The 24415-nt window shown below is 68.0% G+C and carries 18 protein-coding genes; 6 read left to right on the top strand and 12 right to left on the bottom strand.

Annotated elements, in window-relative coordinates; genetic code table 11:
- From ACSQ9I_RS24660 to arsC, 5 genes are all read right to left on the bottom strand, one after another.
- On the bottom strand, nucleotides 1-555 hold the full coding sequence (locus ACSQ9I_RS24660; RefSeq protein WP_436314794.1) for a hypothetical protein: 555 nt from the start codon (nucleotides 553-555) through the stop codon (nucleotides 1-3).
- An 18-nt stretch (nucleotides 556-573) separates the two neighbouring features.
- Nucleotides 574-1815 carry a TolC family protein gene (locus tag ACSQ9I_RS24655; RefSeq protein ID WP_436314793.1) on the bottom strand — a complete coding sequence of 414 codons (1242 nt, stop codon included), beginning with the start codon at nucleotides 1813-1815 and terminating at the stop codon, nucleotides 574-576.
- A 106-nt stretch (nucleotides 1816-1921) separates the two neighbouring features.
- Nucleotides 1922-2281: a DUF2946 family protein gene (locus tag ACSQ9I_RS24650; RefSeq protein WP_436305339.1), complete on the bottom strand. Its 360-nt coding sequence runs from the start codon at nucleotides 2279-2281 to the stop codon at nucleotides 1922-1924.
- A 49-nt stretch (nucleotides 2282-2330) separates the two neighbouring features.
- Nucleotides 2331-3071, bottom strand: coding sequence for an arsenical resistance protein ArsH (gene arsH, locus ACSQ9I_RS24645; protein WP_436314792.1), 741 nt, complete (start codon nucleotides 3069-3071; stop codon nucleotides 2331-2333).
- Entirely contained in the window at nucleotides 3037-3483 is a 447-nt protein-coding gene (gene arsC / locus ACSQ9I_RS24640; RefSeq protein WP_436314791.1) for an arsenate reductase (glutaredoxin), read from the bottom strand. The genes arsH and arsC overlap by 35 nt, the downstream gene beginning before the upstream one ends.
- 29 nt (nucleotides 3484-3512) lie before the next feature.
- Here arsC and ACSQ9I_RS24635 point away from each other — a divergent pair, with 29 nt between their 5' ends.
- From ACSQ9I_RS24635 to ACSQ9I_RS24610, 6 genes are read left to right on the top strand one after another with little or no spacing between them, the layout of a single operon-like run.
- Nucleotides 3513-3836, top strand: coding sequence for an ArsR/SmtB family transcription factor (locus ACSQ9I_RS24635; protein ID WP_436314790.1), 324 nt, complete (start codon nucleotides 3513-3515; stop codon nucleotides 3834-3836).
- 10 nt (nucleotides 3837-3846) lie between these two features.
- Nucleotides 3847-4284, top strand: coding sequence for an ArsI/CadI family heavy metal resistance metalloenzyme (locus tag ACSQ9I_RS24630; RefSeq protein WP_436314789.1), 438 nt, complete (start codon nucleotides 3847-3849; stop codon nucleotides 4282-4284).
- An 8-nt stretch (nucleotides 4285-4292) separates the two neighbouring features.
- The gene (locus tag ACSQ9I_RS24625) at nucleotides 4293-4805 is read left to right on the top strand and encodes an arsenate reductase ArsC (RefSeq protein ID WP_436314788.1); all 513 of its coding nucleotides are present in this window, start codon (nucleotides 4293-4295) and stop codon (nucleotides 4803-4805) included.
- Nucleotides 4802-5296 carry an arsenate reductase ArsC gene (locus tag ACSQ9I_RS24620; protein WP_436314787.1) on the top strand — a complete coding sequence of 165 codons (495 nt, stop codon included), beginning with the start codon at nucleotides 4802-4804 and terminating at the stop codon, nucleotides 5294-5296. The genes ACSQ9I_RS24625 and ACSQ9I_RS24620 overlap by 4 nt, the downstream gene beginning before the upstream one ends.
- Before the next feature lie 4 nt (nucleotides 5297-5300).
- Complete coding sequence (locus tag ACSQ9I_RS24615) at nucleotides 5301-6014, top strand: MIP/aquaporin family protein (protein ID WP_436314786.1); 714 nt, start codon at nucleotides 5301-5303, stop codon at nucleotides 6012-6014.
- The gene (locus ACSQ9I_RS24610) at nucleotides 6011-7201 is read left to right on the top strand and encodes an MFS transporter (RefSeq protein ID WP_436314785.1); all 1191 of its coding nucleotides are present in this window, start codon (nucleotides 6011-6013) and stop codon (nucleotides 7199-7201) included. Before ACSQ9I_RS24615 ends, ACSQ9I_RS24610 begins: the two co-directional genes overlap by 4 nt.
- A 2-nt stretch (nucleotides 7202-7203) precedes the next feature.
- Here ACSQ9I_RS24610 and ACSQ9I_RS24605 read toward each other — a convergent pair whose 3' ends face one another.
- The 7 genes from ACSQ9I_RS24605 to glgB are packed head-to-tail and all read right to left on the bottom strand — an operon-like array spanning nucleotide 7204 to nucleotide 24365.
- Nucleotides 7204-12348, bottom strand: coding sequence for a malto-oligosyltrehalose synthase (locus ACSQ9I_RS24605; protein WP_436314784.1), 5145 nt, complete (start codon nucleotides 12346-12348; stop codon nucleotides 7204-7206).
- The gene (treZ, locus tag ACSQ9I_RS24600) at nucleotides 12341-14164 is read right to left on the bottom strand and encodes a malto-oligosyltrehalose trehalohydrolase (RefSeq protein WP_436315819.1); all 1824 of its coding nucleotides are present in this window, start codon (nucleotides 14162-14164) and stop codon (nucleotides 12341-12343) included. The genes ACSQ9I_RS24605 and treZ overlap by 8 nt, the downstream gene beginning before the upstream one ends.
- Nucleotides 14165-14178: 14 nt before the next feature.
- Entirely contained in the window at nucleotides 14179-16350 is a 2172-nt protein-coding gene (gene glgX / locus ACSQ9I_RS24595; protein ID WP_436314783.1) for a glycogen debranching protein GlgX, read from the bottom strand.
- Nucleotides 16347-17054, bottom strand: coding sequence for a mechanosensitive ion channel family protein (locus ACSQ9I_RS24590; protein ID WP_093109698.1), 708 nt, complete (start codon nucleotides 17052-17054; stop codon nucleotides 16347-16349). Before ACSQ9I_RS24590 ends, glgX begins: the two co-directional genes overlap by 4 nt.
- Before the next feature lie 23 nt (nucleotides 17055-17077).
- Nucleotides 17078-20419: a maltose alpha-D-glucosyltransferase gene (gene treS / locus ACSQ9I_RS24585; RefSeq protein WP_436314782.1), complete on the bottom strand. Its 3342-nt coding sequence runs from the start codon at nucleotides 20417-20419 to the stop codon at nucleotides 17078-17080.
- Between the two features lie 12 nt (nucleotides 20420-20431).
- On the bottom strand, nucleotides 20432-22474 hold the full coding sequence (locus ACSQ9I_RS24580; RefSeq protein WP_436314781.1) for an alpha-1,4-glucan--maltose-1-phosphate maltosyltransferase: 2043 nt from the start codon (nucleotides 22472-22474) through the stop codon (nucleotides 20432-20434).
- Entirely contained in the window at nucleotides 22467-24365 is a 1899-nt protein-coding gene (glgB, locus tag ACSQ9I_RS24575) for a 1,4-alpha-glucan branching protein GlgB (RefSeq protein ID WP_436314780.1), read from the bottom strand. The genes ACSQ9I_RS24580 and glgB overlap by 8 nt, the downstream gene beginning before the upstream one ends.
- Nucleotides 24366-24415: the final 50 nt, after the last annotated feature.

The following is a 24415-nucleotide window of genomic DNA, read 5'->3' as shown; positions in this document are numbered from 1 at the left end:
TCACGCTTCACCTCCCACGCGCGCACGTTGAGCGCCGGCGGCGCGTCGCCTGAGCCAGGCAAGCGCTGCGAGTACCAGAACGGCGCCGGTGGCCCACGCCGCGTTCTGTGGCCAGCCGCGCTTGCGCGCGTCGTGAGCGGCAGCCTCCTCGTGCAAGTCCAGCTCTCCCACCAGAAGGTCGGCGTCCTTGCCTGCCACGATGGAGGCGGTGACAGCGATGGCGCCAGGCTTGAGTTCTTGCGCAAGAGCGCCCTCGTACTGGCCTTCGGCGTGCTGTTGGAGCGCGACCTTGGCGCCACCGATTTCGAGCTCGACCTTCGCATCTTTCACTGGGACGTTGTCCTCGAAGCTGTCGAGGTAGACGGTCAGCTGCTTGCCGTTGACCACGCCCACCAGTTCGAAGACTTCGGAGACGGCCGAAAAGCGCGGCAAGGCCGGGCCGCTGGGTGCGGCTGGCGCGCCATGGTCGTGCCCATGTTCGTCGGCTGCCGGGGCCGGCATGGCGCACACGGCGGTCACAAGGCCCAGGCCCGCCAGCATGTTTCTTGGATTCATTGCTTGTTCTTTCATGACTTACTCGGGCAACAGGCCGAGCGATTGGCGCCATTGCGAGATGGCTGCTGCGAGTTCGATGCGGCTGCGAGTCGCCTGGCGTTCGGCGTCGGTGGCCTCCTGTTCGACACGCAGGCGGGTTGGCAGGTCCGTTTCGCCGAGGCGGAAGGACTTCGCGAAGAAGGCGCGTGATTCGCCGGCAAGCCGACTGCGACGCTCCGCCGCCGCGACTGCTGTCGTGAGCGCAGCGACGCGCTCTCTTGCGGCTTGGACCTGCGCCTCGATACGCGCCTGCTCCAATGAAAGCTGGGTCTCGGCTTCGAGCTGTTCGGCACCGGCGGTCGCGATCTTCGATTCGCTGCGGCTGTGAGAACCGAGCGGAATGCGCACACCGACGACGAGCGCTTGGGCGTATCGCTCTCCGAGCTCTGCGCGTTCCCTGGAGACGCCGAGCCTCAACTCGGGATTGGCGCGTGTCTGTGCGCCGGCGAGTTCAGCCTGTCGCCGTGCGACGTCGGCCCGTGCCGCCAGTTCCCGCAGGGTTGGATGCGTGGCATCGGGCATTGCCGCCGGCGGGGCTGCTTCAGATATGACCTCATCCCTGGCAGGCGCTGCCTTGCCGGTCAGGGAGATCCAGCGTTGGGCCGCCTGCGACAACGCGACGGTCGCTTCGGCGACCGCGCTGTCGACCGCAGCCACCGCGCCCTCCGCCTGGTGGCCATCGGAGCGCGCCAGGTCGCCCGCCTTGACGCGCCGAGCGACGTCCGCAGCAAGCTGCTGCGCATTCTCCAGTCGCTGCTGTGCCAGCGAACGCTCAAGGCGAGCGCGTTGATGGGCCCAGTGGGCTTCGCGAACCTCTGCGGCCAGTCGCCACTGCGTTGCGAGCAGCCGCGCCTCCACTGCCACGGATTCGGCCGAGGCAGCTGCCAGTGAACGCGAGCGTTCGCGCGGCAACCATAGTGGCATAGCGACAGTGGCTTCGTACTCGCGGGCACCGCTGTTGTTCGTTGTCCGGTCGCTCTTGGCGGTCAAGTCCAAGGCAGGCGGCTCTGGGCTCCAGCGCTGCGCCGCACGCTCGCCGGCGACTGCAGCGTCGCGGCGCAACGCTGCGGCGCGCTGTTCGGGCTGACGCGCCCATGCGGCTTCAAAGCCTTGCTTGATGGTTTCACCACCCGTCGGGGGCAGTTGCGCTTGCGCGGGCAAGCCGTAGGCCAGAAAGGCAGCTGCCAGCGCACCGGGAATATCCCAGCGTCTTCTTTTCATGTGAAATCTCGTCGCGATGACGGGCGCATGGGCCCGCTGGTTCATGAACCCGACGAGGGGCGGCGCACCCAGCGGGCGCCGAAGGAAACACCGCCTCGTCAGCCTGTCAGCTGACGAGCGTCAATGGCGGTCTGAGGAGCGTTTCGACGAAGCGGTCAGGCACTGCTGACGCATAAGGCACATAGAAGGTGCGATGGGCAGAAGGTCCCGGGCCACTGTCCGAGGCGGGGACAACGGCGGAGGTCAACCCGTGGCAGACGCCGCAATCGGGGTGGTCCGCGAGCGAGCCGGCCTGACTGTCACCTGTTGGCTCATCGGCATGTGCCGCCCCCTGGTGGGCGTGCTCGTGATGGCCGAAGTGGGTAGCTTGACCCTGCTCTTCATGCGCGCAGACGCTCGCCGCCGAGGCCCAGGACCACTGGAGCGGCAGCAAGAGCATCAACACGATGTAAAGGATGCGGCGCATGAAGCGCGGCAGTCTAGCAAAGCAGGCGAAAAGCGCCTGTTCCGGAGGGTTACTGTGATGAGCGTTGATTCACCCGCTTCGACAGCTGCTCCGCGCTTTCCCTGCGTTCGCTGTAGCGGTCCACCAGGTAGGGCGCGGCATCCCGCGTGAGCAGCGTGAACTTGAAGAGCTCTTCCATCACGTCGACCACGCGCTCGTAGTACGACGAGGGTTTCATGCGCCCTGCGTCGTCGAATTCGAGAAAGGCCTTGGCCACCGAAGACTGGTTCGGGATGGTGAGCATCCGCATCCACCGGCCCAAAACGCGCAGCTGGTTGACCGCGTTGAAGGACTGGGAGCCGCCCGACACCTGCATCACCGCCAAGGTCTTCCCCTGGGTCGGCCGCACCGCGCCGAGGGTCAATGGAATCCAGTCGATCTGCGCCTTCATGATTCCCGTCATCGACCCGTGCCGCTCGGGCGAGCACCAGACCATGCCCTCCGCCCATTGCGCGAGCTCCCGCAGTTCACGCACTTTCGGGTGGTCGTCGGGGGTGCTGTCCGGCAAGGGCAAGCCTGCCGGATCGAAGATGCGCACTTCGCCGCCCATGCTCTTCAGCAACCGGCCGGCTTCCTGCGTCAGAAGCCGGCTGTACGAGCGTTCGCGCAGCGATCCGTACAGCAGAAGAAAACGCGGTGCGTGCAGCGACGGCGTTCGACTGACCAGGCGCTCCAGCGTGGGTCGATCGAAAAGGGCCGGATCGATGTGGGGCAAGTCAGGCATCGCGTCGGACACGGCGGCCCTCCGCATCGATCACCGCTTCTCCGTCTTCCTTCGAAAACGAACCACGCTGCGGCGACGGAAGAATGTCCAGGACCAGCTCGGACGGTCGGCACAGCCGGGTGCCCAGCGGCGTCACGACGACCGGGCGGTTGATGAGGATCGGGTGCTTCAGCATCAGATCGATCAGTTGCTCATCGGTCCATTTCGGGTCGTCGAGACCGAGCTCGCCGTAGGGCGTCCCCTTCTGGCGCAGCAATTCGCGTGGCGTGATCCCCATGGCCTTGATCAGGCCGATCAAGGTATCGCGGCTCGGCGGCGTCTTGAGATATTCGACGACGTTCGGCTCGTCACCGATGTTGCGGATCAGGGCCAGCGTGTTGCGCGAGGTGCCGCAGGCGGGGTTGTGAAAGATCGTGATTTCAGGGTTTGGGGATTGCATGCTTGCAATTATGCAAATATTATTGAACTATGGAAGAGAACGATGTCGTCAGATCCCTTGCCGCGCTGGCGCAGCCGGTGCGTTTGCAGGTTTTCCGCGCGCTGGTCGTGGCGGGCCCCGGTGGCCTGACCCCCGGTGCGTTGGTCGAAAGCCTGAACGTGGCGGCGACCAGCCTGTCCTTCCATCTCAAGGAGCTGATGCATTCGGGGCTGGTCTCGCAGGAGCGCAACGGTCGCAACCTGATCTATCGCGCTTCCTTCCAGCAGATGAATGCGCTGCTCGGCTATCTCACCGAGAACTGCTGCCAGGGCGAGCAATGCCTCGCCGCGGTGGAACAGGACTGTTCGTGTTGAAGGAGATCCCATGAAGCGATTCCACGTGCACCTCAACGTGCAAGACCTCGAGGCGAGCATCGCCTTCTATTCCAGGCTGTTCGCGTCCGAACCAGCGCGCGTCGAAAGCGGCTATGCGAAATGGATGCTCACGGACCCACCGCTGAATTTCGCGGTCTCGACCCGCGGCGGCGCGTTGGGCGTCGATCATCTGGGCTTCCAGGCGGAGAGTCCGGAAGAGCTGGCCGAGCTGAAGGCGCGCGCGGAGGCCGCGGACACGCAGCTCCTCGACGAAGGGGCGACCACCTGCTGCTACGCGCGCAGCGAGAAGCACTGGGTCACCGATCCGCAAGGCGTGGCCTGGGAGCAGTTCCATACGCTCGGCAACATTCCCGTGTTCCGGGAAGCAAAGGCGACGGAGACTACCGCCGCCGCTTGCTGCGCTTCGACCTCTGCCTCCTGCTGCTGAGGCCATCCATGACTGAAAAAACCTACAACGTGCTCTTCATCTGCACGGGCAATTCGGCGCGTTCCATCATGGCCGAAGCCCTGATGAACCATGCCGGCGGCGGCCGCTTCAAGGCTTTCTCTGCCGGCAGCCATCCCACGGGCAAGGTGAATCCGCTGGCGCTCAAGGCACTTGAATGGCTGCACCTGCCGACCGAGGGCTATCGCAGCAAGAGCTGGGACGAGTTCGCCCAGCCCGATTCGCCGCGGCTCGACTTCGTGCTCACCGTCTGCGACAACGCGGCCGGCGAGCTGTGCCCGGTATGGCCGGGCCAGCCGATGAGCGCCCATTGGGGTGTGTCCGATCCGGCAGCGGCCGAAGGTTCGGACGAGGAGAAGCTGCGCCATTTCCACGATGCGGCGCTCACGCTCAAGCGGCGCATCGAGCTGATGCTCGCGCTGCCCTTGGCGCGCCTCGATGCGATGTCGCTCCAGAACGAACTGCACGAAATCGGCAAGGCCGGAAAGACCGTCGCCCAATGACCACCAACGTGCTGATCCTCTGCACGCACAACTCGGCGCGCAGCGTGCTTGCCGAGGGCATGCTCAACCACTTGGCCAAGAAGGCCGGCAAGGACGTGCGGGCGTTCAGCGCCGGCAGCGCTCCGAGTGGTCGGCTCAATCCGTTCGCGCTGGAAGCGTTGACCCATGTCGATGTGGATGTGTCGTCCTATCGCAGCAAGAGCTGGGACGAATTCGTCGGCGACGACAAGCCGGCGATGCGCATCGTCATCACGGTGTGCGACAGCGCGGCGCAGGAGAGCTGCCCGTACTGGCCCGGTAGCCCCGTCAAGGTGCACTGGGGGTATCCCGATCCTTCCAACGCGCTCGGCGACGACGAAGGCAAACGCGTGGCCTTCGAGCTGACACGGCAGGCCATCGCCTACCGCATGACCCAACTGCTGGCCCTGCCGCTGGAATCCATGAGCAACGCAGACCTGCAGCAGGCGCTCACCGCGATCTCGCAGAGCTGACGGCATGGCTGATCTTCCTCGCAAGCTGCTGGCCGAGATGCTGGGGACGGCGCTCCTGCTCGCCGTGGTGATCGGCTCCGGCATCATGGCCGAGCGCCTGTCCGGCGGAAACACCGCCGTGGCCTTGCTGGCCAATACCCTGGCCACCGTCGGCGGCCTGTACATCCTGATCGAGGTCTTCGGCCCGATCAGCGGCGCGCACTTCAATCCGGCCGTCAGCGCAGTGATGGCCGTGCGCCGCGAGCTTCCCGCATCGAGCCTGGTGCCCTACGTGGCAGCGCAGCTCGTGGGCGCGATGCTAGGCGCCTGGCTGGCCCACGCGATGTTCGACATGAGCATCCTGCAGTTCTCGACCAAGCTGCGAAGCGGAACGGGGCAATGGATCGCCGAAGCCGTGGCCACGGCGGGGCTGCTGCTGGTCATCCTGCGCGCCCCGGCAGGCCGTGCGCCGGCCATGGTCGCGGCCTACATCGGCGCTGCCTACTGGTTCACCGCGTCAACTTCGTTCGCCAATCCGGCGGCGGTGTTCGGCCGGATGTTCAGCGACAGCTTTGCCGGCATCGCGCCCGCCAGCGCGCCGGGCTTCGTGCTCGCAGAGTTGATCGGGGCGCTCATCGGCCTGGCCGTCCACAATGCCTTCGAGCCGCGCCTGCATCCTGCCGGCCACCCCAACGTGATCGAATCCTCGGGCCAGCAGAAGAATCAGATCGCTGAATGAGCCGGCTCACGACAGTGGCAGCCTTGGGCACCGCGCAGACGCTGGCCTGGGCTTCGTCGTACTACCTGCCCGCCATGCTGGCGGAGCCGATGGCGCTCGATCTGGGCATGGCCCCCGCGACGGTCTTCGCCGCGTTCTCGGTGGCGCTGATCGTCTCTGCCGCGCTCGGGCCCTATGCGGGCCGCGCGATCGACCGCTTCGGCGGGCGACCGGTGTTGATCGCGAGCAATCTCGTGTTCGCTGCCGGCCTGGCTGCGCTGGGATGGGCCGACAGCACGCCGCAGCTGTTCCTGGCCTGGGCGGTCATGGGCATCGCGATGGGCAGCGGGCTCTACGAAGCCGCCTTCGCCACCGTGGTGCGCCTGCACGGCCAGGAGGCGCGCAGCGCCATCACCGGCATCACCTTGTTCGCCGGCTTCGCGAGCACCGTCGGCTGGCCCGCGTCGGCGGCGCTCGAATCGCACTTCGGCTGGCGCGGCGCCTGCATGGCCTGGGCCGGGCTGCACCTGCTGATCGGCTTGCCGCTCAATGCCTGCCTGCCCAGGCTCCCGCGCGCGAACGCGGCGGATGCGGCTGCACCGGCGAAGCCGGAGCCCGCTGCGCTGCTTTCAGAAGCCGAGGCGCGGCGCGCCGCTTTCCTGATGGCCTACGTGTTTGCCGTCACCTGGTTCATCAGCACCGCGATGGCCGCGCACCTGCCGAGCGTGCTGCAAGCGGCCGGTGTGGGCTTCGCGCTGGCCGTGTCCTTCGCCGCGCTGGTCGGGCCGGCGCAGGTGGCGGGACGCGTGCTGGAGTTCACGGTGCTGCAGCGCCTTCATCCGCTGCTGTCGGCGCGCCTGGCTGCCATGGCGCATCCGCTCGGCGCAGTGGCGATCGGGCTCGCGGGCGCGCCGGCCGCGGCGGTGTTCACGGTGCTGCATGGTGCGGGCAACGGCATCCTCACGATCGCGATCGGCACCTTGCCGCTGCTGTTGTTCGGTTCGCAGGGCTACGGCCGGCGGCAGGGGCTGCTCATGGTGCCCGCGCGCCTGGTGCAGGCAGGCGCACCCTTTCTCTTCGGCCTGAGCCTGGACCGCTGGGGCGCCGGTGCGCTGTGGCTGTCGGCCTTGCTGGGGCTCTCGGCCTGTGCTGCGCTGTGGTGGATGCCGGCGGGAGCGCGCAGCAGCCCGGCCGGCGGTGCGCGCTGAGTTCAACCCGCTGTGGAAAGCTTCCACAGCGCTGCACCCGGAAAGCGGCCCAGGGCGGCAGAGAGGCGGATGGCTCCGCCCTGCACGACGATCGTCTCGCCGGTCAGCACGTTCGCGAAAGCAGCACCGTCGGCCGCGTCCGGCAGTCGCACGCTCGTGTCCTGCCACACCTCGCCGAGCGGCGGTTCGCCCTCGGCGCTGTCGAGGCCGGTGAAAAGCCGCCCTGCGATCACAACCAGCGTCTGCTCTTCGTGACGGCGCGCGAAAGCGACCACATGCGCGGCCTGCACGCCGCTGGCGCCCAGGGGCTCGTAGCGTCCCTCCCGGAACAGCACAGGCTGCGCGCGCCGAAGCGACAGCATGCGCCAGACGAGCCAGAGCTTGGCCCGGCCGTCGTGGGGCTCGCGCGCGAGCGCATTCACGCGCGCCGGCATGTCGGGCGCCTTCGCCAGCGCCTCGAGCTCGTTCAGGCGCTGCTCGCGAAGGCGGAAATCCACCGGACGGCGGTTGTCGGGATCGACCAGGCTCAGGTCCATCAGTTCATTGCCCTGGTACAGGTCGGGCACGCCGGGCGACCCGTACTTCAGCAGGGCGAGCGAGAGGCTGTTCAACGCGCCGAACCAGGCGAGCCTGGCGCCCATGATCTTCAGCTCGTCGAGAAAACGGTTGTCGGCTCCAGGCCTGAACAGCGCGCGCACGAAGCCCTCGAGGGCGCGCTCGTAGCCTTCGTTGGGATAGGTCCATCGGGTGTTGAGCTTGGACTCGCGTGCCGCCTTCTGCATGTAGCGCACGATGCGTTCGACATAAGGCTCGCGCGCCGCGTCGTCCAGTCCGCCCGGTGGCAGCGTGCCCAGCAGCGTCTGGTAGAGCAGGTACTCGTCGGCGGCCGAAGGCGCGCCGGCCGGTGCGCCCCGGGCTTCCAGCCGCCTGCGTACCGGCCGGGTGAAGCCGTGCCAGCGTCGCAGCGCCAGGCGCCAGGCGGCCGGCATCTCCGACAGCACGTCGATGCGGCAGCGCACGTCCTCGGAGCGCTTGTTGTCGTGCGTGGAGGTGGCCAGCATGGTGTGCGGCCAGCGCCGGCCGCGATCGGCGCTGGCCTCGTGGAACTCGGCAACCGTCCTGCCGAAGCGCGCCGGCTCGCCGCCGACTTCGTTGAGCGAGCTCAAGGGAAAGTAGCGATAGAAGGCAGTGTCCTCCACGCCCTTGGCCGTGACCGGTGAAGTGAACTGCTGGAAACGGATCGCCAGGCGCAGCACGCGATGCTGGAGTTCGTCATCGGCGCCGGATACCGCGCGTCCGAGCAGCATCTGCTGCACGAAGTCATAGATCGTGAGATCGGCATCCTGGCTGCCGCGCTCCGCCGCGCGCCGGGCCCAGGCGATGAAGCGCTCGTCCTGCGCGGAGGGCGCATCGATGATGTAGGTCCGGTAGACCGGGAGGCAGGCCGCGATCTCGCCGAGCGCACGGCGCAGCGCATTGAAGGTGTAGTCGCGCGTGCGCCGATCGGCCCGCGCGATGCGCAGCAGTTCGGTGGCCAGCACGGTGAGCTCCGAGGCCAGCGCGCTCTGCATGATGTCGCGCTTGCCGTCGCGCGCCAGGGCCTCGAAGTCTTTCTCGACACCGGTGAAATTGCGCCAGATCTTCTCGAACTTCGTGGCCGCGGCAGTGTCGACGAACAGGCCGTTGGCCACGTTGGCGAAGCGGTAGCCGGTGGTGCCGTGCACATGCCAGTCTTCGGGCACCTCCTCGTCTTCGGCGACGATCTTTTCCGCCACCACGTAGAGCGGGCGCGCGGGCCGGCCTGTCGCATCGTGCGCTGTCAGCAGCAGGCCAGCGCGCCGCGCATAGCCTTCCTGGAGCTGGCGGAAGTAGCGCGCCGGATCGTAGAGGCCGTCCGGATGATCGATGCGCAAGCCCTCCACGTGGCCGGACGCGGCCAGGTCGAGCGCGAAGGACTGCGTGGCCTCGAACACCTCGTCGCGTTCCATGCGCAGCCCGGCGAGTGAATTGATGTCGAAGAAGCGGCGGTAGTTGATCTCGTCCGCGGCCACGCGCCAATAGGCGAGCCGCCAGGCCTGCGTTTCGATCAGCGCATGCAGCTCGTCGCGCATGCCCGGCAGGTTGAGCTCGGCCACCCGCGCCGTGATCGCGCGTGCCACGTCCGGATTGCGGGCGGCAAGACGGGACAGATCGGCCTTGAGCAGTTCCTTGTCGCGCGCTCGCTCGGCGCGGGCGACGGGATCCTCGGCATCGCGGCCCGGCAGCCGGCCGAAGGCGGAGGCCGTGCTGGCCAGGCGCGCCGCGAGCTCCGCATCGCCCTGCTGCGTCTCGGCGCCCGCGAGCACGCGCGGATAGCTCTCCGGCGCCAGCGGAAAGCGGTGTTCGAAGTAGTGCAGCGCCAGGCTTCCGGCTTCCTCGTCGAAGCGCAGCACCAGATCGCCGCTGGTGAGCACGTCGCCATAGTGGTCGCCCAGCACCGGCACCAGCACCTTGCCCGCGAGCTCGGGATTGAGCGGCTGCCAGTCGATGTCGAAGTGCTGCGCGAACAGCGAAGCGGGTCCGTTCTCCAGCACGTCCATCCACCATGCGTTGTCGGCGCCCATCACGCCCATGTGGTTGGGCACCAGGTCCAGCAGCTGGCCCATGCCGTGTTCGCGCAAGGCCGCGACGAAGCGATCGAAGCCTTCGCGCCCGCCGAGTTCGGGGTTGATCTCGTCGTGTGCGACGACGTCGTAGCCATGCATGCTGCCGGCGCGGGCGCGCTGGATCGGCGAGCAGTAGATGTGGCTCACGCCCAGGCGGGCGAGGTAGGGGAGGATGCGAATGGCATCGTCGAAGCCGAAGTCCTTGTGGAACTGGAGCCGGTAGGTGGCGCGCGGCACCAGGGTGCTGCTGCCGCGGCGCTCGCTGCCGGGCGCGCGGCGCGGCCGCGATGCGGCCATGGTGGTGCACAGGCCCGAGACTTCTTCGCTCGCCGCCAGCGCCTGCAGATCCAGCGGCAGCTTGCGCTGCCAGTTCGGCTGCTCCGCGGTGGTGCCGGGCATGTTGACCTGGTCCGTGACGCCGAGCGCGTCCTCGAACTGGACCATCATGATCGCCGAGGGTGCGGCGGCAAGAAAGGCGTGGATCGCCTCCACCGTGCGCGGCGCCGGCGTTGGGCGGCCCGTGGCCTCGGCGACTTCCTCGGCCGACAGCAGACCCGCGTGTTCGAGCTGTAGAAGCAGCCCCACGCGTTCCCGCGCGCGATCGCGGAGCTGCTTTTCGAACAGCACCAGCTCGGGAAACAGGCCGAGCTGCAGCCGCAACCGCAGGTCCTCTCCGCTCCACCATCCGGCGAGGGTCGGCAGATCGTGCGTGCCGATCGCGGCCAGCGCGTCGGGCGGGTAGTCGGCCGCGGACTTGAACTCGCCGTCGTCGGTGCGTTCGAAGAACAGCACGCGGTAGGACAGCACGTCCACGCGCGCCAGCGCCTCGCGCATCTCCGGCGCCACCGTGCCCAGGTCTTCGCCGATCACCATGCAGCGGTTGCGCCGGCTCTCGAGCGCGACGATCGCGAGCAGCTCGGCTAGCGCGTAGTGCACGTAGGCGCCATCGGTGGCGCTTCGTCCGGGCGGTATCCAGAACAGGCGCATCAGCCCCATCACGTGGTCGATGCGCAGCGCGCCGGCGCTCTTCATATTGGCGCGCAGCGTGTCGATGAAGAGCCGGTAGCGGTCGGCGCGCAGGCGATCCGGCCGGAGCGGCGGCAGGCCCCAGCCCTGGCCACCGGGATTGAACTCGTCCGGCGGCGCGCCCACGCTGGCTTCGGCAGCAAAGCAAGTGCGTTCGCTCCAGACCTCGGAGCCCGCGCGGTCCACCGACACCGCCAGATCGAGGTACAGGCCGACGCCCAGCCCCAGCGCCTTGCAGCGCGCGTTGGCGCGCGCGAGCTGGCATTCGGCCAGCCATTGCAGGTACTGGTGGTACTGCACGCGCTCGGCATGCTGCTGTGCGAAGGCGGCGACCTCGGCGCCGGCCGGATTGCGGTAAGCCTCGGGCCATGCCGGCCAGCCCCAGACCGCGTCGTCGGCCGCGTGGAAGTGGGCCTGCAGCGCCTCGAACAGGGCGTGGCCGTGCAGCGCTTCGCCGCCTTCGGCCACGAAGGCCAGGAAGGCGCGGCCCGCATCGTCGCGCGCGTTGCGGCCGTCGGCCGACAGATGCTGTTCGCGAAACTGCGCGTAAAGAAGCTTCAGCACCTCGAACTTCGCTGCGGCCACGGCCGCGTAGTCGACCAGCGGCGCTTCGCGCAGGCGCGCGAGCCGGGTCTGGAATTCGAGCGAGTGCACGAGCTGCCGGGCCGCGTCGCAGGCGGCGAAGCCATCGACCGCCTCGACGTCGATGTAGAGCACATTGAGATGCCGGCGCGAGGACGGGCTGTAGGGACTCGCATGGGCCGGGTTGTGCGGGAAGAGGGCGTGCAGCGGATTGAGTCCGACGATGTCGGCGCCGCGCGCGGCCATCTGCGTGACCAGCTGCTCAAGATCGCCGAAGTCGCCGATGCCCCAGTTGCGCGCGGAACGCAGCGCATACAGCTGCACCGCAGGCCCCCAGATGCGGCCGCCGTCCTGCAATGCCGCCGGGCGCCAGCAGCGTGCGGGGGCGCTCACGATCAGCATCTCGCCGACCGGGCCGGCCAGGCCCTCGATGCTGAGGCGGTGGTAGCCGGCCGGCAGCGCAAGCGAAAACGAGAGCTCGCGCTGGCACCAGCGCACGCCATCGAGCTCGGCGTGCGCAAGCTCGGGCAGGGCCAGCACGTCGAGTTCGCCCTGGTGCCGCGGGCCGGATTCCTCGTCCAGCTGCCAGCGCAGCCGGCCGGTCGTTGCGGGAAGGCGCAAGTGCAGTTGCCACGTCGGCGCCGCAGCTTGGATCGCATGCACCGGCGGCAGGCCTTGCGTCCATGCGGCGCGGCGGGCCGCGGCGAGCGCGTCCTCGGCCGTCGTGGTGGCATCGATGCGGACGTCGAGCTCAGCCAGCAAGGCGACCAGGCTGTCGCGCGGCACCGGACGGCGCGTTTGCCAGACGTCCTCGTAGTCGGTGGCGATGCCGAAGTGCGCACACAGCGGGCCCAGCGCTTCGTCGTCGTCGACGATGCGCGCGGGCTCAGTCAAGGCGGACCTCCTCCTGCAGCGTCGTATGCACCGCGCCGGGCGCCAGGTTCAGCGGCGTGGCATTCGTGGTCTGCGCCGCACCGATGGACCAGAGCAGGTCGCCGGGCGGCGCCGCGCATGCCATTTCCTCGAGGCCGAAGTTCGCGAGCAGATGCAGCGCTGCCCCCGACCCGAGCGTCCAGTCGACCTGCAGCAGCGCGCCCTCGCAGTGGAAACGGCCGGCGCCGCGCTGGCCCGCCAGCAGGGGCACCAGGCGCTGCTGGCGCAGGGCCAGCAGTTCGCGCAGCTCGGCGAGGCGGGCGCTGTGATGGGGGACATCCCGCTCCTCCCAGCGCAGCTTGGAGGCCATGAAGGTGGACTCGGCATTGGGATCGGGAATGCGCGAGCGCGCCGCCTCGTCCTTGAAGGCGGCGAAGCGGCCGAACTCCTCGCGCCGGCCGCGCGAGACGGCGGCGGCGAGCTCGGGTCCGAAGTCGCAGAAGTACTGGAACGGCGTCGACGCCGCGAATTCCTCGCCCATGAACAGCATCGGCACATGCGGCGACAGCAGCACGCAGGCCATGGCCGCGCGCAGCATCGCCGCGTCGCCCAGCCTGTGGATGCGTTCGCCGAAGGCGCGGTTGCCGACCTGGTCGTGCGTTTGCAAGAAGGAAACGAAAGCGGCGAGCGGCAGGTGCGCGGACGGCTCGCCGCGCGGCTCGTCGTTGCGAAAGTGCGAAGGCTGGCCCTGGTAGATGAAGCCTTCGGCCAGCGCGCGCCCGAAGCGCACCACCGGCGCATCGGCGTAGTCGGCGTAGTAGCCGTCGGCCTCGCCGGTGACCAGCACGTGGGCCGCATGGTGGAGGTCGTCGTTCCATTGGGCCGTGCCCGCGAGCGGAACGCCGCGGTCGTCGCGCTCGAGCAGCGACGCCTGGTTCGCATCGTTCTCCAGCACCACGTGCACATGCCGCTCGCGGCCCGGCCCGTCGTGCAGCGCCTCGCAGATCTCGCGCACGATGTGCTTGCCGGAATCGTCACGTATGGCGTGAATCGCGTCCATCCGCAGGCCGTCGAAGCCGAACTCCTCGACCCAGTAGAGCGCGTTGTGGATGAAGAAATCGCGCACCGTGCGGGACGCCTCGCCGTCGTAGTTGATGGCCGAACCCCACGGCGTCTGGTGCGCGGGGTTGAAGAACTGCGGGCAGTAGGCATGCAGGTAGTTGCCTTCGGGGCCGAAGTGGTTGTAGACCACGTCGATCAGCATCATCAGGCCGAGCCCGTGGGCGTCGTCGACCAGCGCCTTGAGCTCGTCGGGCGTGCCGTAGGCGGCGTCCGGCGCGAAGGGCAGCACGCCGTCGTAGCCCCAGTTGCGCTGGCCCGGAAAGTCGGCCAGCGGCATGAGCTCGACCGCGGTGATGCCCAGCTCGGCCAACGCGTGAAGGCGTTGCCGCGCGGCCGCGAAAGTGCCTTCGGCCGTGAAGGTGCCGACGTGCAGTTCGTAGACCACCGCCTCCTCCCACGGCCGGCCGCGCCAGGCCCGGTGCTGCCATGCATAGGCCGCCGGGTCGACGATGCGGCTCGCGCCGTGCACGTCCTCCGGGTTGAAGCGCGAGGCCGGGTCCGGCACGCGCAGGCCGTCCGGCAAGCGGAAGCGATAGCTGTCGCCGGGCCGCGCCTCGTCCAGGTCGAGTCGGTGCCAGCCTTCCGCGTCGTGCAGCATGCGATGCGTGCGCGCGCCGGCGTCGGGCCCGTGCTCCAGCATCACCAGTTCGACGGCCGGTGCCCACAGTGCGAAGCGTACGCCGCCCTCGGGCAGGACGCCGGCGCCGAAGGGCATGGGATGCACGCGCTTCACTCGGTGTTCTCCGCAGGGCGCGCGGCGCGGCTCAGCAGCACGAAGGACCGTCCTTGCAGCGGGTAGCTCGGCGAGGTCCAGGCCGGTGCTTCGCCGCAGGCGGCCTCGTTCTCGTCGGGCGGCAGGGCCTGCGTCGCGGTGTCGAGCATGAGGCGCCATGCGCCCTGGCCCCCGGACGGCAGCGTGAACGCGATCTCGTCGTGGTGGGCGTTGAAGAGCAGCAGGAAGTCGTCGTCGCGCAGCGCCTCGCCGCGCGGTCCCCGCTCGGTGATGCCGTTGCCGGAGATCAGCATCGCGAAGCATCTCGCATGGGCATCGTTCCAGTCTTCCGGCGTCATTTCGAGGCCGTCCGGCTTGAGCCAGCACACGTCCTTGACCGCGCTGCCTTCCAGCGGCTTGCCATGAAAAAAATTGCGGCGGCGAAACGAGGGATGCGCGCGCCGCAGCGCGATCACGCGCTGCATGAAGGCGAACAGCGCGTCGCCCTCCGGCGTCGGATTCCAGTCCAGCCAGGCCGTTTCGTTGTCCTGGCAGTAGACGTTGTTGTTGCCGTTCTGGGTGTGGCCGCGCTCGTCGCCGGCCAGGATCATCGGCACGCCCTGGGACAGCAGCAGCGTGGCGATGAGGTTGCGCTTCTGCCGCTCGCGCAGCGCCTGGATCTCCGGATCGTCGCTCGGCCCTTCGACGCCGCAGTTCCAAGACAGGTTGTGGTTGTTGCCGTCGCGGTTGTCCTCGCCGTTGGCCTCGTTGTGCTTCTCGTTGTAGGAGACCAGGTCCTGCAGGGTGAAGCCGTCGTGCGCGGTGACGAAGTTGATGCTGGCATGCGGCCGCCGGCCCGACCAGCCGTACAGGTCCTGCGAGCCCGTGAGGCGTTGCGCAAGATCGCCCATCACGCCGTCGTCGCCCTTCCAGTAGCCGCGCACGCCGTCGCGGAAGCGGTCGTTCCACTCGGCCCAGCCGTAGGGGAAGTTGCCGACCCGGTAGCCCCCGTGGCCGAGGTCCCAGGGTTCGGCGATCAGCTTCACGCGATTGAGCGTGGGGTCCTGGCGGATCGCATCGAAGAAGCCGCCGAGGTTTTCGACCTTGCCGGATTCGCGCGCCAGCGCCGCGGCGAGGTCGAAGCGGAAGCCGTCCACGTGCATCTCCTCGACCCAGTAGCGAAGAGAGTCCATCACCAGCTGCAGCGCGCGCGGATGCTCGAGATTCACCGTGTTGCCGCAGCCGGTGAAGTCGTCGTAGAAGCGGCGGTTGTCGGCGGTGGTGATGTAGTAGGAGGCGTTGTCGACGCCGCGCATGGACAGCGTCGGCCCCAGATGGTTGCCTTCGCAGCTGTGGTTGTAGACCACGTCGAGGATGACCTCGATGCCTGCCGAGTGCAGCGTCTTCACCATGGTCTTGAACTCCTTGACCTTGAGCGAGGCGCAGTAGCGCATCTCGGGCGCGAAGTAGGCCAGGGTGTTGTAGCCCCAGTAGTTCTGCAGCCCTTTCTCCGCCAGGTGGTGGTCGTTCAGGAAGCTGTGCACCGGCAGCAGCTCGACGGTGGTCACGCCGAGGCGCTTCAGGTAGTCGACCACCGGCGCCGAACCGAGTGCCGCATAGGTACCGCGCAGCTCCGGCGGCACCTCGGGGTGGGTCATCGTGAAGCCGCGCACGTGCAGCTCGTAGATCACCATGTCCTGCCACGAGATGTGCGGGCGGCGGTCGTCGCCCCAGGTGAATGCGGGCTCGAGCACGCGCCCCTTGGGCATCAGCGGCGCGCTGTCGCGGCGGTCGAAGGACAGGTCCTCGCGCTTGCTCCCCACGGTGTAGCCGTACAGCGCGTCGCCCCAGCGCAGTTGCCCGATCGTGTCCTTGGCATAGGGGTCGAGCACCAGCTTGTGCGGATTGAAGCGATGCCCCTCCTCGGGCTTGTAGGGCCCGTGCACGCGATAGCCGTAGGCCAGCCCCGGGCGCGCCTCGGGCAGGTAGCAGTGCCAGATGTCGTCGGTGCGTTCGCGCATCGCGATGCGCAGCCGCTCGTGGCGGCCCTTCTCGTCGAAGAGGCAGAGTTCGACCTTGTGCGCGTGCTGCGAGAAGAGCGCGAAGTTGACGCCCTGGCCGTCCCAGTGGGCGCCGGGCGGATAGGGGCGGCCGGGCCAGACTGCGGTGATCTGATCGTTGGTCTTCATCTAGGAAGCTTGTCGTCCGGGCCGTCGCCGGGGTTCTTGCGCTCGCGCGGCCACCATTGCTCGATGCGCTCCGCGGCCCAGTCCTTGCCGCCCAGACCGAAGGCGAGCGCCAGCGCGAAGACCACGCCGGCCAGGATCACGAGAAAGCTTTCGCGAACGATGTCGCCGCCGACCTTGATCTGGTCGAGCGCGATCAGCACCACGAACACCATGATCGCGTACTGCGCGAGCTTGCCGAGGAACACGGCGTCCTGCAGCTTGATGTTGCGGCCATAGGTGGCGACGCTGTCGCCGACGAAGCGCGCAAAGTAGGAGCCGAAGGCCAGCACCAGCAGGGCCACGAAGATGTTGGGAACGAACCAGACCACGCGGCCCAGCAGGTCGGTGATGTAGGTCAGGCCGAGGCCGTTGAAGGCGATCAGGAGCGCGGCGAGGATCACCAGCCAGTACACCAGCACGCCGAACAGGCTGGTGGTGTCGCCGGGCATTCCGCCCTGCCGCAGGAAGTTGTCGAGGCCGGCGCGTTCGGTGAGCACGTTGAAGTTGATCGCGCGCAGGGCTTTGACGACCGTGAAGCGCGCCAGCTTGGCGAGCAGCCAGCCGCCGAGCACCACGATCAGCGCGATCAGAAGACGCGGCAGGAATGCGCCGATCTGGAACAGGATGGCCCGCAAGGGCTCCAGGTGGATTCCGAAGCTTTCCATGATGCGTTTCTCCAGTCGCTCGATCAGCGCGATGAGCCGGCACCGTTCAATGCCAGCAGGCCCTGCAGCGGGACCTGGACCCAGTCGGTGCGATTGTTGAGTTCGTAGCGCAGCTCGTACAGCGCCTTTTCAAGTTCGAACAATTCGAGAAGATTCGCGTCGATCGGCGCCGCCGTTCCAGCCGAAGCCATCGTCGCCCGATAGGCCGAGAGGAAGGCATCCCGCGCGGCAAGCTCCCAGTCGCGCGCCGGTGCGTCGAGCCGCTGGAGCTCGTCGGCGTTCTGCGCCACGCGCCGCAAGGCCGACCAGCGCGCGTAGTTGAACGAGCGCAGCATGCCCGCGACGTCGCGCAGCGGCGAGCCCTTGGCGCGGCGCTCCTCGAAGCTGCGCGTGGGTTCGCCTTCGAAATCGATGATGACGAAATCGTTGTCGGCCACCAGCACCTGGCCCAGGTGGTAGTCGCCGTGGTAGCGGGTCTTGATTCCGCCTTCGACGTTCCCGGCTGCCGCGCTGATGCGCCTTTGCAGCGCCTCGTGGCGCGACAGAAGGGCTTGCGCGTCCTCTTGCGCGGCCGGGGGAAGCAGCAGCAGGCGATCGCGCAGCAAGGCCAGCGTGGCGGTGGCGTCATCGAGTGCGCGCTCGCGCATCGCCTCGACGTCGCCCGGCTCGAACGGCTCGGGATCGAAGGCCGCGTCGCCCGTGCGCGCGGCCAGCGCCAGATGGAGCTCGGCGGTGCGCCGGCCGAGCACCACCATCAGCGCGAGGAAGCCGCCGTGGGCCTGGGCCGGTGCGGCCGCGGCGAAGGCATCGGCGCCCGCCGTACGCAGCTCTTCGAGGAAGCGCTCCAGATAGCCGAGCGTGTAGACCCAGCCGTCGCCCTGGTTGGTCACGTAGGCCTGGACCATCGCCAGCGTCACCACGCGGCCGTCGTCGCCGAGGTATTCGAGTGCGCCCAGGACCGGAACGCAATGCGGAAAGCGTGCGACGCTGGTCAGGAACCAACCCATCTCGAGCTCGGGATTCACGCCGTCGCGCAGGTTGCGATAGCCCTTGAGGAACAGGGTCTCGTCGAAGGTGACGACGGTGTTGCTGCTCACCGCGCTGGGGCGGGCCACGGGCAGCGCAGCGAGGGCTACGGGAAGGTCGCTGAACGCGTCGGTGGCCGTGAAGCGCAACCGGCCGGCGTTGGTGGCGATCTCCTTGCCGGCGCGGATGGCCTCGACCACCGCACGGCAGAAGGCCTCGTCATAGAAGGCGTCGGCCATCACGCCCACGTTGGACTGCTGCCGCACCTTGGCCAGCGCGGCCGGCGTGAGGCGGTTGAAGCGCTCCTCGTCCTGCTCTTCCCATGCCAGCGCGAGCGGAACGAAGTAGGTCGACGCTTCGGGCGGGCCGTCGAGCTGCAGCAGCGGCAGCATCCAGCTGAATTCTCCGGCGTCCCACACCGCATGGTCGACCAGCCGCGCGCGCTCGATCGGCGTGCCCTTGGAGGCGTACCAGCGCTGGATCTCCAGAAAGCGCGGCAGCGTGTCGGTCTCGAACTGCGTCAGCATCCGTTCGGCCATGCCGATGCGCCACGGCATCACGCGGTCGCGGAAGAAGCTGGTCCAGCCGTCGAACAGCACCAGTGTCGGCCGGTCCTGCAGCCCGACGCCTTCCTGGTGCCAGCTCGGCATCTCGGCATCGGCCGCGAGGCGGAACCAGTAGAAGCCGTACGAGGGCAAGGTCAGCAGGTAGGGCAGCTCGCCGATGGGCGGGAAGGAGGTGCGGCCCAGCATCTCGACCGGCACCTTGCCCTTGTAGGCCGACAGGTTGAGCTCCACCGGCTGCGCCGCGCGCGAGAGGTTGAAGACCGTGAGGATGGTGTCCTCGTCGTACTCGCTCAGGTAGGCCAGGATCTTGCGGTTGCCGGGCTTCAGGAAGATGCGCTTGCCGCGCCCGAAGGCATGGCTGGTCTTGCGCACGGCCAGCATGCGCCGCGTCCAGTTGAGCAGCGAGCTGGCGTCGCGCGCCTGCGCCTCCACGTTGAGCGCCTCGAAGCCGTACATCGGGTCCATGATCGGCTGCAGATAGAGGCGCTGCGGGTCGGCGCGCGAGAAGCCGGCGTTGCGATCGGGGCTCCACTGCATCGGCGTGCGCACGCCGTTGCGGTCGCCGACGAACACGTTATCGCCCATGCCGATCTCGTCGCCGTAGTAGATGATCGGCGAGCCCGGCATCGACAGCAGCATGCCGTTCATGAGCTTGACGCGGTCGAGGTCGTTCTCCATCAGCGGCGCGAGCCGGCGCCGGATGCCGACGTTGATGCGCGCGCGCAGGTCGGCGGCATACATGAGGTACATGTAGTCGCGCTCCTTGCTGGTCACCATCTCCAGGGTCAGCTCGTCATGGTTGCGCAGGAAGATGGCCCATTGGCAGCCTTCGGGAATCTCGGGCGTCTGCTGGATGATTTCGACGATCGGATGGCGGTCCTCCTGCGCGATCGCCATGTACATGCGCGGCATCAAGGGGAAGTGGTAGGCCATGTGGCACTCGTTGCCCTCGCCGAAGTACTCGCGCACGTCCTCGGGCCACATGTTGGCCTCGGCCAGCAGGAAGCGGTTCTTGTAGCGCGCGTCGATGGCGGCGCGCAGCTTCTTGATCACCGCGTGCGTCTCCGGCAGGTTCTCGTTGCTGGTGCCGTCGCGCTCGACCAGGTAGGGAATCGCGTCCAGCCGGAAGCCGTCGACGCCCATGTCGAGCCAGAAGCGCATGGTCTTGAACACGGCCTCCAGCACCTGGGGATTGTCGAAGTTCAGGTCCGGCTGGTGGCTGAAGAAGCGGTGCCAGTAGTAGGCCTTGGCAATCGGGTCCCAGCTCCAGTTGGAGGTCTCGGTGTCGGTGAAGATGATGCGCGTGCCCTGGTAGAGCTGGTCGCTGTCGCTCCAGACGTAGAAGTCGCGCTCCGGCGAGCCGGGCGGCGCGCGGCGTGCGGCCTGGAACCACGGGTGGTCGCTCGAGGTGTGGTTGATGACGAGCTCGGTGATCACGCGCAGGCCGCGGCGGTGCGCCGCATCCAGCATCTCGCGGAAATCGTCCAGCGTGCCGTACTGGGGGTGCACGTTCTCGTACTCGGCGATGTCGTAGCCGTCGTCGCGCAAGGGCGAGGGGTAGAAGGGCATCAGCCAGATGGTGTTGACGCCGAGGTCCTTCACGTAGTCGAGCTTGGCCGTGACGCCCTTGAAGTCGCCGACGCCGTCATCGTTGGAATCGAAGAAGGCCTTGACGTTGAGCTGGTAGATGACCGCATCGCGGTACCACAGCGGATCGTCGCTGCTGTCGATCTCGACGGTTTCGAGAGCAATGTGCGGTACCGGAGCGTTCATGGGCGCAAGACCTCACTGGAAATAGTCGAACTCGCGCTCGTCGCGAACCCGGCGCCGCACCCGGAAGATGTGGGCCGGCACGCTGTGCGGATCGAGCCGGACGAAGTGGCGATCTCCCTGCCACACGAAGCGCTGGTTGCTCAGCAGGTCGTGCATCTGGAACGGATGCCCGGCCTCGCAATCGATGGATGCGGGATCGAGCGCGAGCCAGCCGGACTGCACGTTGTGCGGGTCGAGGTTCACCACCGTCACCACCACGTTGACGCCGTCGTCCGAGCGCTTGGCGTAGGCCAGCAGCTGGTCGTTGTCGATCGCGAGGAAGCGCAGGCCGCGGTCGGCATGGAGCGCGGGGTTGTCGCGCCGGATGCCGTTGACGCGGGCGATGAAGGGCGCGAGGCTTCCCGGATCGTCGTGGTTCCAGGCGCGCAGCTGGTACTTCTCGGAATGCAGGTACTCCTCGCTGCCCGGCTCGCGCGGCAGGTGCTCGCGCAGTTCGAAGGCGGGGCCGTAGATGCCGTAGTTGGCGGCCAGCGTCGCGGCGAGAACCAGGCGCGCCATGAAGACCGCGGGCTCGCCGCCCTGCAAGCGCTCGTGCAGGATGTCGGGCGTGTTGGGCCAGACGTTGGGGCGGAAATATTCGCTGCCCGGTCCCGCCGAGAGTTCGGTGAAGTACTCGGTCAGTTCCTGCTTGTCGTTGCGCCAGGTGAAGTAGGTGTAGGACTGCGTGAAGCCCAGCTTGGCCAGCCGGTGCATCACCTTGGGCCGCGTGAAGGCTTCGGCCAGGAAGATGACCTCGGGATGCTGGCGCTTGATCTCGCCGATCGCCCACTCCCAGAACGGGAACGCCTTGGTGTGCGGGTTGTCGACCCGGAAGATCTTCACGCCCTCGGCGATCCAGTGGTCGAAGACGCTCTTGAGCTCGGCCCACAGCGCGGGCCAGTCCTCGCTCTCGAAGTTGAAGGGATAGATGTCCTGGTATTTCTTCGGCGGGTTCTCGGCGTACTGCACGCTGCCGTCCGGCCGCCAGCGGAACCAGCTGGGATGCGCCTTCACGTACGGATGGTCCGGCGCGCACTGGAAGGCGATGTCGAGTGCGATCTCGAGCCCGTGGCCGGCCGCCTGCGCGATCAGATGCCGGAAGTCCTCGGCCGTGCCGAGTTCGGGCAGGATGGACTTGTGGCCGCCTTCGGCCGCGCCGATGGCCCACGGGCTGCCGACGTCGTCCGCCTTGGCGACCAGCGCATTGTTCTTGCCCTTGCGCTGCACGCGGCCGATCGGATGGATCGGCGGGAAGTACAGCACGTCGAAGCCCATGGCCGCGATCGCGGGCAGGCGCGCTGCCACGTCCTTGAAGCTGCCGTGGCGTCCGGCCTCGGTCGCCGTCGAGCGCGGGAACAGCTCGTACCAGCTACTGAAGCGGGCGCGATCGCGATCGGCCACCAGCGGCAGCTCCAACGGATACTGCGCCGCGAGGCGGCGGTCCGGGTAGCGGGCTGCGAGCGCGGCCAGGGCTTCGTCCAGCGCCAGCGCCTTGAGCACCGTCGCATCGGCCGCGTCGGCGACGGCGGCGCTGTGCAGTTCCATGCCCCAGCGGGCCAGCGTCTTGCGCTCCACGCCATTGGCGCGTTCGGCGGTCGCCGCGATCTCGAGCGCGCCGATCTGCGATGCGATGCGGATGTCGTCGAGCTCGACGCGGCGCGCCATGTCGTGGCGCCAGGACTCGAAGGCTTCGACCCAGGCCGCGACGGTGTAGCGGTAGCGGCCGATCGCGGGCGGCGTGAATTCGGCCTCCCAGACGTCGTTGCCCAGCGGCTTCATCGGCAGCTCGGCCCCGTGGGCATCGTCCTCGCTGCGCCAGCACAACATGACGCGCAGCATGTCGTGCCCGTCGGCGAAGCAGTGGGCCTGCACGCGCAGCGTTTCTCCGGCCACGCGCTTCACGGGAAAGCGCCCGCCGTCCACGATGGGCAGGACGGCGTCGATGACGGCGCGTACGCGGCCGTCCGCGCCGTCCGGATGGGTGGGGGGGCGGACCGGGGTATTTTTCTCAGCCATGGGGAGTGTGCTCGAGGAACAGGGTCGAAAGCGGCGGCAAGGTGAGGCACACGGAGTGCATGCGGCCATGGGCGCGCACCGGCGCCGACTCGATGCCGCCGAGGTTGCCCCAGCCCGCGCCGCCGAACTCGCCGGCGTCGCTGTTGACGAGCTCGCGCCAGAAGCCGGGTGCCGGCACGCCGAGCAGGTAGTTGGTGCGCGGCACCGGCGTCATGTTGCTGACGACCAGGAGCGGCGCGCCGCCGTCGCGCGGCTTGCGCAGGAAGGCGAACACGCTGCGGTCCGCGTCGTCGGCCGCGACCCATTCGAAGCCGGTGGCGGAGAAGTCGAGCTGGTGCAGCGCGGGCGTGGCGCGGTAGACGCGGTTGAGTTCCTTCACGAAACGCTGCAGGCCTGCATGGCCCTCGAGCGCGGCGACCCACCATTCGAGTTCGTCGTCATGGTTCCATTCGCGCCGCTGGCCGAACTCGCCGCCCATGAACAGCAGCTTCTTGCCCGGATGCCCCCACATGAAGCCGAGCAGCGCGCGCAGGTTGGCGAACTGCTGCCATGCATCGCCCGGCATCTTGTTGAGCAGCGAGCCCTTGCCATGCACCACCTCGTCGTGCGACAGCGGCAGCACGAAGTTCTCGTTGAAGGCATACACCAGCGAGAAGGTGAGCTTGTGGTGGTGGTACTTGCGATGGACCGCGTCTTCCTTCATGTAGGCCAGGCTGTCGTGCATCCAGCCCATGTTCCATTTCATGCCGAAGCCCAGGCCGTCCATGTCGGTCGGGCGCGAGACGCGCGGCCAGGCGGTCGATTCCTCGGCGATGGTGAGCGTGTCGGGATGCTCGCGGTACACGGCCCGGTTCAGGGTCTGCAGGAACTCGACGGCTTCCAGGTTCTCGCGGCCGCCGTAGCGGTTGGGAATCCAGCCGCCGTGCTGACGCGCGTAGTCGAGGTAGAGCATCGAAGCGACCGCGTCGACGCGCAGGCCGTCCAGGTGGTATTTGTCGAGCCAGAACAGGGCCGACGAAATGAGGAAGCTGCGAACCTCGTTGCGGCCGTAGTTGAAGATGCTCGAGTTCCATTCAGGATGGAAGCCCTGTCGCGGATCGGCATGCTCGTAGAGATGGGTGCCGTCGAAGTAGCCGAGGCCGTGCTCGTCGGTCGGGAAGTGCGAGGGCACCCAGTCCAGCAGCACACCGATGCCGCGCTGGTGCAGGTGGTCGACGAAATACATGAAATCCTGCGGCGTGCCGAAGCGCGCGGTGGGCGCGAAGTAGCCGGTGGTCTGGTAGCCCCAGGAGCCGTAGAACGGATGCTCGGTCACCGGCATGAGCTCGACATGGGTGAAGCCCATCTCGGTCACATAGTCGGCCAGCTCGTGCGCGAGTTCGCGGTAGCCGAAGAAGCGGCCCTCCTTGCGCCGCCAGGAGCCGAGGTGCAACTCGTAGACGGACATCGGCGCATCCAGCGCATTCTTCGGTGCACGCGCGGACATCCATTCGCGGTCGCTCCACGCGTAGTCGAGTGTCCAGATGCGGGAGGCCGTGGCCGGCGGCAGCTCGGCGCAGAAGGCGAAGGGGTCGGCCTTGTCGACCTGCCAGCCGCCATGGCGTGACCGGATGCGGTACTTGTAGGCCTGACCTGGCGCGGCATCGGGGGCGTGGCCCTGCCAGATGCCGAGTTCGCCGCGCGACTCGAGCAGGTCGACTTCGGCCGACCAGCCGTTCCAGTCCCCAATCACGCTCACGGATTCGGCGTTCGGCGCCCAGACCGCAAAGTCCGCGCCTCCCGTCGCCCGGAGGTGGCAGCCGAGGCGCTCGTAGAGCCGCGAGTGGGTGCCTTCCGCGAACAGGTAGCCGTCTTGTGGACCGATGAATTGGTTTTGCTTTTGGGTATGCACAGCCCGCCATTGAAGTGCTGGCCGGGCCGTGCGCAAGCGCGGCGCATGCG

Origin of the sequence: Variovorax sp. LjRoot84 (assembly GCF_964254305.1) — a bacterium.
In the GTDB taxonomy this organism is placed as follows: Bacteria; Pseudomonadota; Gammaproteobacteria; order Burkholderiales; family Burkholderiaceae_C; genus Variovorax.
The sequence above is the reverse complement of the archived record's forward strand: the minus strand, read 5'-3'. Positions and strand labels throughout refer to the sequence as shown.

Coding starts and splice junctions, on each gene's coding strand:
- ACSQ9I_RS24615 (WP_436314786.1), top strand. CDS start 5,301: ATGGCTGATCTTCCTCGCAAGCTGCTGGCCGAGATGCTGGGGACGGCG.
- glgX (WP_436314783.1), bottom strand. CDS start 16,350: ATGAAGACCAACGATCAGATCACCGCAGTCTGGCCCGGCCGCCCCTAT.
- ACSQ9I_RS24625 (WP_436314788.1), top strand. CDS start 4,293: ATGACTGAAAAAACCTACAACGTGCTCTTCATCTGCACGGGCAATTCG.
- ACSQ9I_RS24620 (WP_436314787.1), top strand. CDS start 4,802: ATGACCACCAACGTGCTGATCCTCTGCACGCACAACTCGGCGCGCAGC.
- arsH (WP_436314792.1), bottom strand. CDS start 3,071: ATGCGGAGGGCCGCCGTGTCCGACGCGATGCCTGACTTGCCCCACATC.
- treS (WP_436314782.1), bottom strand. CDS start 20,419: ATGAACGCTCCGGTACCGCACATTGCTCTCGAAACCGTCGAGATCGAC.
- ACSQ9I_RS24590 (WP_093109698.1), bottom strand. CDS start 17,054: ATGGAAAGCTTCGGAATCCACCTGGAGCCCTTGCGGGCCATCCTGTTC.
- ACSQ9I_RS24610 (WP_436314785.1), top strand. CDS start 6,011: ATGAGCCGGCTCACGACAGTGGCAGCCTTGGGCACCGCGCAGACGCTG.
- ACSQ9I_RS24660 (WP_436314794.1), bottom strand. CDS start 555: ATGAATCCAAGAAACATGCTGGCGGGCCTGGGCCTTGTGACCGCCGTG.
- ACSQ9I_RS24655 (WP_436314793.1), bottom strand. CDS start 1,815: ATGAAAAGAAGACGCTGGGATATTCCCGGTGCGCTGGCAGCTGCCTTT.
- ACSQ9I_RS24630 (WP_436314789.1), top strand. CDS start 3,847: ATGAAGCGATTCCACGTGCACCTCAACGTGCAAGACCTCGAGGCGAGC.
- ACSQ9I_RS24580 (WP_436314781.1), bottom strand. CDS start 22,474: ATGGCTGAGAAAAATACCCCGGTCCGCCCCCCCACCCATCCGGACGGC.
- treZ (WP_436315819.1), bottom strand. CDS start 14,164: ATGCCCTTCGGCGCCGGCGTCCTGCCCGAGGGCGGCGTACGCTTCGCA.
- arsC (WP_436314791.1), bottom strand. CDS start 3,483: ATGCAATCCCCAAACCCTGAAATCACGATCTTTCACAACCCCGCCTGC.
- ACSQ9I_RS24635 (WP_436314790.1), top strand. CDS start 3,513: ATGGAAGAGAACGATGTCGTCAGATCCCTTGCCGCGCTGGCGCAGCCG.
- ACSQ9I_RS24650 (WP_436305339.1), bottom strand. CDS start 2,281: ATGCGCCGCATCCTTTACATCGTGTTGATGCTCTTGCTGCCGCTCCAG.